The organism is Rhodococcus sp. 5G237 (genome assembly GCF_053764735.1).
This window is the reverse complement of the sequence record NZ_JBSNCD010000003.1, coordinates 611129-623644: the sequence shown is the minus strand read 5'-3', so window position 1 is coordinate 623644 and position 12516 is coordinate 611129. Positions and strand designations below refer to the sequence as shown.

Genomic DNA, 12516 nt, shown 5'->3' with positions numbered 1-12516 from the left:
CCGCAGGGTTGGTTAGGGTAGCCTACGCATGCCGACACGGTCGGTGACCGCACGCGTACCCCGAACAGTAGAAGGAAGTCGCATGGCCATCCCGAGCATCGATCCGTACGAGTTGCCCACCGGCGACGAGATTCCCGCTGCTCGGGTGGACTGGACGCTCGATGCGTCCCGCTGCGCACTGCTGATCCACGACATGCAGAAGTACTTCATCGACGCGTACCAGCGCGACGCCGAACCCCTCGCGACCGTGGTCCCCAACATCGTCCGCCTCCGCGAGGCGTGCCTGGCCGCCGGTATCCCCGTCGTCTACACGATGCAGCCCGGCGACCAGCATCCGTCGCGTCGCGGCATCCTCGCCGACTTCTGGGGCGTCGGACTGAGCACCGGCCGCGACACCGAGGTCATCGACGAGCTGACCCCCGGCCCGGACGACATCCAGGTCACCAAGTGGCGGTACTCGGCGTTCCAGCGCACCGACTTCCGTCAGCTGCTCGCGCACAACGGCCGCGACCAGCTCATCGTCACCGGCGTCTACGCACACATGGGCTGCATGCTCAGCGCCGCCGACGCCTTCATGAGCGACGTCGCGCCGTTCATGGCCCTCGATGCCACCGCCGACTTCTCCCGCGACGAGCACCTCATGGCACTGCAGTACGTCGCCAAGCGGGTCGGCCGGGTCGAGACCACGGACGCACTGATCGAGTCGATCACCGCGTCAGCGCGTCGCCGCGACCGCGAGACCGAAGAACTCACCGCGTCGCTGCGCTGACCGACACGGTCCGAGAATCGGGACCTTCAGCACATGCAGCGATTTCGGTGTTCTCGACGTCGCCGGGCGCTGTCGAGAACACCGAAATCGTCCGGATCGTCTAGGTGGTGCCGCGACGACGCGCCTCGAGCGTCTCGACGGCCTGCTCGCGCAGCAGCCGCAGGCGGGCCAGCGGACGATCGGACTCGGGGCTGCGCCAGTAGCCCGAGGCGTCGAGCATCGGCTTGGCGATGCCGAGTCGCTTCGACACGGCGCGCAGTTCCTTCACGATCGACGCCTCACCGGCGATCCACATCCACCCCTCGCCGCCGCGCGGCGCACCCGACTCGACGGCCTCGGCGAGCACGGTGGCGTCGGAGACGCCGGGGCGGCGGTGCACCCACGTCACGCCCGCGAGATCGGACTGTTCCTCCTGCGGACCGTCGACCAGCGCGAAGACGTGCATCGGCACTGTGCCGCCGTAGGTCTCGACGAAGCGACCCAGCGCGGGAAGCGCGGTCTCGTCGCCGGCGAGCAGCCACCAGTCGGCGCCCTGCGGCGGGATGATCGCGACCTTGGGTCCCGCGAGGTGGAGCACGCTGCCGGGTTCGGCGGTGCGGGCCCAATCGCCGGCCGGGCCGTGGCCGTGCAGGACGAAGTCCAGATCGAGTTCCCCGGCCACGGGATCGAAGCGACGCACCGTGTAGGCGCGGGCCACGGGTGCGGGTTTGCGGGGCCAGTGCAGGTGCCCGTCGTGCTGTTCGGGCAGGGCCGGGGTGTCGCTGCCGGGTTCGGGCAGGAAGATCTTGACGTAGTCGTCGGCACCCTCGGTGGTGAACGCCGGGGCGTCGTAGTCGCCGCTGCGGAAGGCGCCGAGCTGCTCGCCGCCCAGGGTGATCCGACGCATCCGCGGTGTCACGTCCACCGCGCGGAGCACGGTCAGGCGCCGCAGGACGATGGGCAGAGAGACGCGGGTCGGGGGCGTCGTCACCGGCATGGTGAGCTCCTTCCGGACGGGACCGGCCGGACAATTCGGGCGGGCGCGTCGCTGCTGGTATGGTTAGGCGGCCCTAACTATATCCGGACGGAGGGGCGGATCCGAGGGGGCGGGTCCAGGAATGGCGAGGAGTACCCGTGGAATCGATCGTGCCTCTGCCCTTGACTGCTGCCCAGTCGGGAATGTGGTTCGCGCAGACGATCGACCCATCCAACGCGACACTCGTCACCGGGCATTTCCTCGAGATCGACGGCGACATCGATCCGGCGGTTCTCGCCCGCGCCGTCCACGCGGTCTTCGCCGAGTCCGCCGAACTGCGCGCTCGGATCGCCGTCGTCGACGAGGCGCCCGTCCAGTTCCCCGGTGCCCATCCGGCACCGGACGTCGAGGTCACCGACCTCACGGCGGATGCCGATCCGCGGCGGACGGCCGTCGACACGATGCGTGCGATCCTGCGCGTGCCGATGGATCCCACTACCGAAGCCGGCATCGGCGCCCGGGTCTTCGTCCTCGGATCGGACCGCGTGCTGCTGTTCCTGCGCGCCCATCACTCGTTGCTCGATGTCTACGGCTACAGCCTGATCGAACGTCGCATCGTCGCCGTGTACACCGCACTGGTGCGCGGCGAGGAGATCTCGCCCGCGACCTTCGGTTCCGTCGAGCAGGTCGTCGCCGAGGACAGCGAGTATCGCAGCGGCGATCGCATCACCGCCGACCGCGACTTCTGGACCGAGACGCTGCGCGGCGCCCCCGATGCACTCGGACTCGCAGAGACCGCGGTACCCGCCGCGTCCTCGCTCGCCCGCGCGGTGGTCACCGAATCGGTGCAGGTCCCCGGGGACGTCGCCGAGGCGCTCGACGCAGCGGCACGCCGCGCCGGGGTGGGTTGGCCCGACTTCGTCACCGCCGCGGCCGCCGCCTATCTCACCCGGGTCACCGGGGTCCGCGACGTGGTACTGGGCTTCCCGGCCATGAACCGGATGGGCAGCGTCGCCGCGAAGGTGCTCACCACCGCCGTCAATGTCGTGCCCCTCCGCCTCGAGGTCGCCCCGGCGGCAAGTCTCGCGGGGCTCGCCGCCGACGTGCGCGCCACCGTCGCTGCGCAGGGACGCCACACCCGCTACCGGGGCGAGGACATCCACCGCGACCTGCGTCTGCCCGCGACCAGCCCCGGTCCGGTGGGCCCCACCGTCAACATCAAGCCGTTCGGCGACACCGTGCGGTTCGGCGACGCGACCGCCACCGTCCACTCGCTCGCGCGCGGTCCCGTCCACGACCTCGCGGTGGTCGCCCGTCGCGTCGACAGCACCCGCGCACTCGAACTGACCCTCGACGCCGACGCCGACCGGTACACCGCTGAGGAGGTCGCCGGTCACGCCGCGGCCATCGCGCGACTGCTCACCTTCGCCGCTCGGGAGGACGCGGACGAACGTCCGCTCGCCCACGCGGACCTGCTGGATTCGAATTTCCGAGACCAACTCGAAACACGTTGGCACGGAACCATATCCGAGTCCATCGCGCCCGACCCGATGGATCTGTTCGACGAGCAGGTGGCCGCCGCCGGTGCCGCGCCCGCGCTCGTCGCCGGCGCCGAACGTCTCACCTACGCCGAACTCGACGCGCGCATCGATGCCGTCGCAGACGAACTCGCGCGGGCCGGTGCGCGGCGCGAGGTGACGGTCGCGCTCGCCCTTCCGCGCACCGCCGATATGGTGGTCGCGCTCCTCGCCGTGCTGCGGACGGGCGCGGCGTACCTGCCGCTCGATCCCGCCTTCCCCGCCGAGCGACTCGAGTACATGCTCGACGACGCGCGACCGGCGATCCTGCTCACCACCGACGACTTCGCCGACCGTCTCCGCGCGTCGACCCCGGCCGCCACTGCGAGCTTCCGCGACGGCCGCCTGCGCTGGCGCGGCGACGCCCCCGTCGGCGACGCTCCCTCAGGGCGGGTAGTGCCCGACCAGTCCGCTTACGTCATCTACACCTCGGGATCGACCGGCCGTCCGAAGGGTGTCGTCCTCTCGCGCGGCGCACTTGCCCGGTTCGTCGACGCCGCGACCGGTCTCGCCGGAATCGCTACGCACACCAGGCTTCTCGCCCTGACCACCCTGTCGTTCGACATCTCGGTGCTCGAACTGATCGTGCCGCTGTGCCGCGGCGGAACCGTCGTGCTCGCGGGTGACGACGAGGCGCGCGATCCGGCGGCTCTCGCCATACTCGCCGCGACCGAGTCGGTGAACTGCATCCAGGCCACTCCGTCGCTGTGGGGTGCGATCGTCGAGCACGACGGTCTGGATCTCGCCGGTGCGGACGTGCTCGTCGGCGGCGAGTCCCTGCCCGCTGCCCTGGCCGGAACCCTCGCTGCGCGAGCACGTTCGGTCGTCAACATGTACGGACCCACCGAGGCGACGGTGTGGTGCACCTCCGCGCCGGTCGCGCCGGGTCTGCCGTGGACCGGATCGGTGGGGCGCCCCTATCCGGGAACCGGTGTGCGCGTGCTCGACCGGCAGTTGCAGCCCGTGCCGGTCGGCGCGGCCGGCGAACTGTACGTCGTGGGGCAGCAGCTCGCGCGCGGCTACCGCGGCCGCCCCGCCCTCACCGCCACCCGCTTCGTCGCCGATCCCTTCGGCGCCGGCCGGATGTACCGCACGGGCGATCTCGTGCGCTGGACTGCCGACGGCACCCTGCAGTATCTCGGACGCGGAGACGACCAGGTCAAGGTCCGCGGACATCGCATCGAACTCGGTGAGATCGAAACCGCCGCAGCGTACTTCCCCGGCGTGACGCAGGCCGTCGTGGTCGCCCGGCCCGACGCCACCGGTGCGGCCCGTCTCGTGGGCTACGTGACCGGCACCGACGTCGACACCGCGGCGCTGCACGACTTCCTCCGCACGCGTCTGCCCGAGTACATGGTGCCGTCCGTGACGGTCGCACTCGACGAGTTCCCGCTCACCGCGAACCTCAAGGTCGACCGCAAGGCACTGCCCACCCCGGAGATCGGCGCCCCCGACACCGGTCGCGATCCCGAGACCGCCACCGAACACACCCTCGCGGGTGTCTTCGCCGACCTGCTCGGACTCCCGGCCGTCGGTGTCGACGCCGACTTCTTCACTCTCGGCGGAACGTCGCTGTCCGCCACCCGTCTCGTCGCGCGGGTCCGCTCGGCGCTGGACGTCGAGGTGTCGTTGCGCGACGTCTTCGACGCTCCCACCGTGGCCGAGTTGGCGGTGGTGGTCGACGGCGCGAGTCCGGCACGTCCCCGCTTCGTCGCAGGACCGCGACCGGCGCGGATCCCGCTGTCGTCGGCCCAGCAACGCCTGTGGTTCCTCGACCGCGCCCAAGGGCCGTCGCCGACCTACAACATCCCCTTCGCCCTCGAACTGCGCGGCCGGCTCGACGCCGACCTGCTCGACCGTGCCCTGGTGCACGTCGCCGCCCGGCACGAGGTGCTGCGCACCGTCGTCGACGTCGTCGAGGGTGAGCCCGTGCAGGTCGTCACCGACACGCCGTCGACGGTCCTGCAGGTCACCGAGGCGCGCGACGGGAACGCCGGGACGCTTCTCGACGCGGCCGCGCGGGCACCCTTCGATCTCGGACAGGATCGTCCGTTCCGTGCACATCTCGTGCGGCGCGCACCGGACGATGCCGTGCTGTTGCTCGTCGTGCACCACATCGCGGGCGACGAGTGGTCGGCCGAGACGGTCTTCGCCGACCTCGCCGCCGCCTGTGCGGATCTCTCGGCGGGTCGTGTGCCCGACGACGCTCCGCGTCCCCAGTACGCGGACTTCGCGGTGTGGCAGCGCGGACTCGGCGACGACCCGGCCGGCGCCGCACTCCGCGACCGCGACCTCGCGTTCTGGCGCTCCATCCTCGCCGGGGCACCCGAGGAACTCGTCCTGCCGCACGACCGTCCGCGACCCGCGGTGCCGAGTCACCGCGGTGGCGAGGTGCACGTGCAGGTGGGTTCGGAACTGACTGCGGCCCTGCGAGATACGTGCACTCGTTCCGGGACGAGCATGTTCATGCTCACCCACGCCGCGGTGGCCGCTCTGTTCACCGCCCTCGGGGCGGGCGACGACATCGTGCTCGGCGCGCCCGTCGCGGGTCGCGCAGACAGTGGGCTCGAGGACATCGTCGGCTTCTTCGTCGACACCGTCGCCCTGCGCACCGATCTGTCCGGCGATCCCGACACCGCCGAGATCCTGACGCGCGTACGGCGCGCCGACCTCGCCGCCCTCGCCCACCAGGAGGTGCCCTTCGACGAGGTGGTCGACGCCGTCGGTGTCACCCCGTCGCTCGCGCGGCACCCGCTCTTCCAGACGATGGTGCAGTACCGCACCGAACCGGTCGTCCCGCAGATCGGCGACACCACCGCGACCGTGTCGTATCTGTCCACCGGCACGTCGAAGTTCGATCTCACCGTCGACTTCGTCGACTTCGTCGACGCGACCGACGGTCTGTCGATCCGCTTCGAGTACGCCGAGGACCTCTACGACCGTACGAGCGTACGGACCCTCGGGCAGCGTCTGCTGTCGGTGCTCGCGGCCTTCGCCGAACCCGAACCGCGACACCTCTCGACGATCGACGTGCGCACCGACGAGGAGCGCGCCGCCGACACCGCCGAGGCGGTGCCCGCCACCACGCAGCTGCTGCCGGATCTGCTCGCGGCGGCCTTCGCCGCCCACCCGGATCACCCGGCGCTCGTGTTCGGTCCAGAGACCCTGAGCTATCGGGAATTCGGGGCGCGCGTGCATCGTTCGGTTCGCGCGCTCGCCGAGCGGGGCATCGGACCCGGCAGTGTCGTCGCGGTCGCGGCGGCACGTTCCGACGCCGCCGTGGTGGCCCTGGCCGCCGTCGTGCTCTCCGGTGCCGCCTACCTGCCCGTCGACCTGTCGTACCCGCCGGCGCGCATCGAGTTCATGCTCACCGACGCCGAACCCGATCTCGTGCTCGTCGATACGGAAGGCGCCGTGCCCGGAGACGCGCCGCAGCTGACTCTTGCCGCACTGTCCGAGGCGGCACAGGGCCGTTCCGAGGCCCCGGTCACCGACCTCGACCGCACCCGGCCGCTGCATCCGGCGGACGGGTCGTACGTCGTCTACACCTCCGGCTCGACGGGTGTCCCCAAGGGCGTCGTGGGAACCGCTGCGGCGCTGGCGAACCGGCTGGCCTGGCAGGCGGCACGCGTCCGCCCGGCCGGCGACGACGTGCGCCTGGCCAAGAGCTCGCTGAGCTTCATCGACGGATCCACCGAACTGTTCGCCGGCCTGCTCTCCGGCGCGACCATGGTCCTCGCGGACGATACGGCCTCCCGCGACGCCGAGGCCCTCGCCGATCTCGTCGTCCGGCATCGCGTCCGGATGCTCACCGCCGTGCCGAGCCTCGCCGAGACCCTCGCGGCCCTGCGTCCCGAGGCCGCGGAACTCGTCGACACGTGGTTCCTCAGCGGAGAACCGCTCGGCACGAGCGTGATCGCGGCGTTGCCGGGTGCGCGGGTGATCAACTCGTACGGTTCGTCGGAGGTCGCCGGCGACGTCACGATCTGGACGGCGCCGGATCTCGGCGTCGACCGCGTCCGCATCGGTGCCCCCGTCGACGGCGTGACCGCACGCATCCTCGACCGGCACCTGCGTCCCGTCCCGGACGGGGTGACCGGCGAACTCTATGTCGGGGGAGTGCAGTCCGCCCGCGGCTATCTCGGCCGCCCGGACCTGACCGCGGCGCGGTTCGTCGCCGACCCCACCGGAAGCGGCGCCCGGTTGTTCCGCACCGGAGACCTGGTGCGGCGCAGTTCCTCCGGAGAGCTCGACTTCGTCTCGCGCGCCGACCACCAGTTGAGCCTGCGCGGTTTCCGCATCGAACCGGGCGAGGTCGAGGCCGCGCTGCTGCGCCACCGGGCGGTGACCGCGGCCCTCGTCACCGTGCGCCCGTCGGCGTCCGGAACCGATCTGCTCGTCGGTTACGTCGTCGCCGATCCGGCCGCGCCGCGCCCGGCGGCCACCGACCTGCAGGACCATCTGCGGACCATGGTGCCGGACTACATGATTCCCGCGGTCTTCCTCGTGCTCGACGCCATGCCGACCCTGCCCAACGGCAAGGTCGACCGCGCGTCCCTGCCCGATCCCGCCCAGAGTCACAGCACACGCGAGGCCACCGACGACGAACGCGCCGTGTGCGAGGTGCTCGCCGAACTCCTCGGTGTCCCGCAGGTCGGCCCCGACGACGACTTCTTCGCCCTCGGCGGCAATTCGCTCCTCGCGACACGTCTGTCGGCGGCGCTGCGCGTGCGCACCGGCCGGAACCCGTCGATCCGCGACATCTTCGACCTGCGCACCCCCGCGCGACTCGCGGCAACGGTCCCGGCCACCGTCGCCGGCCCGGAACTCGTGCGCCGCGACCACGCCGAACTCGTCCCCATGTCGGCCGCGCAGCGCCGGCTGTGGTTCCTCTTCCGCCTGGAGGGCGCGTCGGCGACCTACAACATCCCGTACACGATGCGGTTGCGCGGCGCTCTCGACGTCGATGCCCTGCGCGGAGCCCTGCAGCACCTGATCGCTGAGCACGACACGCTGCGCACGGTGTTCACCGAGCCGGACGAGGACGACGTCGAGCAGATCGGCTACCAGCGGGTGCTGCCCGCCGAGGACTGCACCGTCGACCTGCGGATCGTCGACGCGGCCCGGGCGGATCTCGACGCGCTGCTCGCCGAGGAAGCGGGACGCCCGTTCGATCTCACCCACGACCTGCCGATCCGCGCGACCCTCGTGCGCACCGCGCCCGACGACGCGCACCTGATGGTGCTCGTGCACCACATCGCCGCCGACGAGTGGTCCGCCACACCGCTCGTCGCCGATCTGTCGGCCTGGTACGCGCACCTGACCACCGGGGCGCCCGCTCCGGCGCCGCTGCCGGTGCAGTACCGGGACTTCACCCTCTGGCAGGACGAACGTCTCGGTACCGGAGACGAGTCTCTGCGTGAGATCCAGACCGAGTACTGGGCACGCGTCCTCGACGGAGCACCCGAGGAGCTCGCCGTCCCGCACGACCGGCCGCGCGGCGCTGTCAGCAGCTACCGCGGCGGCGCGGTCCCGTTCACCGTCGACCCGCGGACCCGCGAAGCACTCGCCGACATCGCCGCCGAATCCGGCGCGACGATGTTCATGCTCACCCACGCCGTCGTCGCGGCATTGCTGCGCGCGCACGGCGCCGGGGACGACATCGTCCTCGGCACTCCCGTCGCGGGGCGTCCCGACGCTGCCCTCGACCGGATCGTCGGCTTCTTCGTCAATACGCTCGTGCTGCGCACCGACCTGTCCGGCGACCCCACCGTCCGCGACCTGCTCACACGGGTCCGGGAGGTGGACCTCGACGCCTACGCGCACCAGGACCTGCCGTTCGAGGTGCTCGTCGAACGACTCACCCCGGCACGGTCGCTCGCGCGCCAACCGCTGTTCCAGATCATGGTGCAGTACCGCGACCGTCTCGACGAGATCCGCATGCCCGGGCTCGACGCCGAACCGGTCTTCGTCGAGACCGGCACGTCGAAGTTCGACCTGACCTTCGACCTCGCCGAGACCGACGACGGCGGGATCCGCGGCCGCATCGAGTACGCGACCGATCTGTTCGACCACGACACCGTCGACGGATTCGCGCAGCGACTCACGGTCCTGCTCGCGGAGATCGCGGCGGATCCCGACACCTCGCTGTCGCAGCTGAGCGTGCTCACCGCCGACGACCGGAAGGCATTGGCTGCAGCGGAGATCGACACGGTCCGCGACAACGGTCCCGATCACACGGTCCCCGAGCTGTTCTCGCAGCAGGTCGCTGCGACACCGAACGCCCTCGCGCTCGTCGACGACGCCACCGGACGGCGGTGGAGCTACGCCGAACTCGACCGTGCCGTCGCCGCTCTGGCCGGACACCTGCGTTCCGTTCCCGGAGTAGGAATGGATGCCGTCGTGGCCGTGGCGATCCCACGCAGCACCGCACTCGTGGTCGCCCTCCTCGCGATCCACCGCGTCGGTGCGGCCTATCTGCCGCTCGATGAGAACTATCCCGCCGAGCGGCTCGCGTACATGCTCTCCGACGCGCAGCCCGTCGCGGTCGTGGCGGCCGCCGGTGTGGCGATGTCCTTCGACTCCGTCGTGCCGGTGCTCGAGGTCGACGAATCCGGCTGCGTCGGTACCGATCCCGCAGAGCCGGTCGCAGCACCGACCGCGATGCCCCTCGACCGCGCGGCGTACGTGCTCTACACCTCCGGATCCACCGGAACCCCGAAGGGCGTCGTCGTCGGCCATCGCGCCGTGGCCAACCGGTTGCGGTGGATGCAGGACGAATACGGTCTCACGGCCGACGATCGGGTGTTGCAGAAGACCCCGTCCGGATTCGACGTGTCGGTGTGGGAGTTCTTCTGGCCGCTGATCGCCGGTGCCACGCTCGTCGTCGCGACCGTCGACGGCCACCGCGACCCGCACTATCTGCGCGACGTGATCGCCCGGCAGTCGATCACCACGGCGCACTTCGTCCCGTCGATGCTCGCGGCGCTGCTCGACGTGCTCGCCGCCGAGCAGGACCGGGCACTGCGCCTGACCCGGGTGATCTGCAGTGGTGAGGCGCTGACCGCCGACCACCGCGATCGCTTCCACACCCTCGTCGACGCCGAACTGCACAATCTCTACGGCCCGACCGAGGCGGCCGTCGACGTCACCGCGGCATCGATTCCGGCGCAGGACATCCCGTGGGTCCCGATCGGACGACCGATCGACAACACCCGCACCCTCGTCCTCGACGAACGGCTCCGGACCGTGGCACCGGGCGTCGTCGGCGAGTTGTATCTCGGTGGTGTCCAGCTCGCCCGCGGCTACCACCGGCGCGCAGGCCTGACGGCGGGCCGGTTCGTCGCCGACCCCTACAGCGACGCGGGGGAGCGGCTCTACCGCACCGGCGACCTCGTGCGGTGGCGCGACCGGGGCGCGGGCCTCGAACTCGACTACATCGGCCGCGCCGACGGCCAGGTCAAGCTCCGCGGCCTGCGCATCGAACTCGGGGAGATCGAGGCGACGCTGGTCGCGCATCCGGACGTCGCGCAGAGTGCCGTCGTCGTGCGCGACGGCATGCTCGCCGGTTATGTGGTGCCCCTGGCCGCGCGCACCGTCGAAACTGCGGATCTGCTCGCGCACGCCGCGACGACCCTGCCCGACCACATGGTCCCGGTGACCGTGACCGTGCTCGAGGCGCTGCCGCTCGGACCGAACGGCAAACTCGATCGCAGGGCACTTCCCGACCCGCAACCGGCCGCGACGACGCGCCGCGACCCGGAGACCGCCGCCGAGGCCGCACTGTGCGAATTGTTCGCGGAGGCACTGCGTCTCGACGTCGTCGGGCCGGACGACGACTTCTTCGTGCTCGGTGGTGACAGCATCGTCTCGATGCAGGTCGTCACGGCCGCGCGTCGCAAGGGCATCGAATTCGGCCCGCGCGAGATCTTCCGGTGGCGCACACCGGCCGGTCTCGTTGCCGTCGCACAGTTCGCCGAGACGGCCGAACAGCCGGCCGGTCCCGTGGACGATCGGGATCCGGGCCCGGTGCCCGTCCCGCCGGCCGTGCACGCGCTGCGGGAGACCGGCACCGAACCGGCCGGTGCGGCGATCGTGTTCGCCGTCGACACCCCGGCGGACGAGGAACAGGTCACAGCAGCCGTGCGCGCGGTGGTCGCCGCGCACGACGCGCTGCGCATGCGGCTGACCCGCGTGGCGTCGGTGCTGTGGTCGCTCGACACCCATCCCGCCGACGAGGTGCCGGTGCGGGTCGTCGAGACCACCGATCTCGCAGCCGCCGAGCAGCAGGCCCACATCGAGGCCGCCGCGACTGTCGACCCCGAAGCCGGACCGGTGCTCTCGACCGTCCTGCTGACCACCGGACAGGCGGGTCGCCTCGTGGTGGCTCTCCACCCGATCGTCGCCGACGGTGTCTCCGTCGGCGTGCTCGCGGCCGACCTGACGGCGGCGGTGACCGGGGGAGCGGTCGCCGTTCCCGCCGCTACCGCGCGGGGACTCGCGACCCGGATCAACGAGCGGGCGCAGGACCCGGCGCTGTTCGGTGAACTGGCGCACTGGGCGCAGGTCCTCGCCCCGGGCGCCGCGCTGAGCACCGCGGTGCTCCCCGTCGGCGATCCGGTCGAGATCGCCGCAGTCGAGGTCACCGCCGGTCCGTCCGGTGAACAGGACCCCGCTGTCGCGGCGGTGACCGCGCTGGCAGTCGCCGTCGCACGCGTCCGCGAGGCCACGCCGGCACAGTTGCTGGTCGAGATCGAACGCGACGCACGTGGATTCTCCGACGGCGAGCCGGACTGCACCCGAACTCTCGGGCCGTTCGCCGTCGGTGTGCCCGTGCGGGTTCCCGTCGCCGACGATCCGGACGCGGTGTCGGCCGGTGTGTCCGCCGCGTTGGGCGCCGTGCCCGGTGACGGTTCGGGATATGCGCTGCTGCGGCACCTCAACGCCCAGGCCGCACCGGCCTTCATGGCGCTGGCCCGGCCCGACGTCCTCGTCCGGGTCGACACGGTGCCGACGGAGCGGCGGACCCCGTCCGGGCACGCCCTCGAGCTGTCGGTGCGATTCGAGGACAAGGCGGACGGTCGTATATTCGCGGCCACGATGCGGTCGGACGGACGAATTCCTTCGGAAGAAATCCGAGCGCTTTCCGAGGCCTGGACGACGGCGATGAACGCGCCGGTGGGAGCAGGTTTCAGCACCCCCTCGGGCGCCTAGTA

The 12516-nt window shown here is 71.4% G+C and carries 3 protein-coding genes; 2 read left to right on the top strand and 1 reads right to left on the bottom strand.

Annotated features, from left to right (window positions below; all coding sequences use genetic code 11):
- Window positions 1–82 precede the first annotated feature (82 nt).
- A complete protein-coding gene (locus ACWPOC_RS09375; RefSeq protein ID WP_120281751.1) occupies window positions 83–769 on the top strand; it encodes an isochorismatase family protein in 687 nt (228 codons plus the stop codon).
- A 100-nt stretch (window positions 770–869) separates the two neighbouring features.
- Here ACWPOC_RS09375 and ACWPOC_RS09370 read toward each other — a convergent pair whose 3' ends face one another.
- Window positions 870–1745: a siderophore-interacting protein gene (locus ACWPOC_RS09370; RefSeq protein WP_455408460.1), complete on the bottom strand. Its 876-nt coding sequence runs from the start codon at window positions 1743–1745 to the stop codon at window positions 870–872.
- Window positions 1746–1882: 137 nt separating this feature from the next.
- Between ACWPOC_RS09370 and ACWPOC_RS09365 the strand changes: the two genes are divergently transcribed.
- Window positions 1883–12514, top strand: coding sequence for an amino acid adenylation domain-containing protein (locus tag ACWPOC_RS09365; protein ID WP_455408459.1), 10632 nt, complete (start codon window positions 1883–1885; stop codon window positions 12512–12514).
- Window positions 12515–12516: the final 2 nt, after the last annotated feature.

Bases quoted from the DNA above. Each gene is read 5' to 3' on its own strand.
- ACWPOC_RS09375 (WP_120281751.1), top strand. From the start codon at position 83: ATGGCCATCCCGAGCATCGATCCGTACGAGTTGCCCACCGGCGACGAG.
- ACWPOC_RS09370 (WP_455408460.1), bottom strand. From the start codon at position 1,745: ATGCCGGTGACGACGCCCCCGACCCGCGTCTCTCTGCCCATCGTCCTG.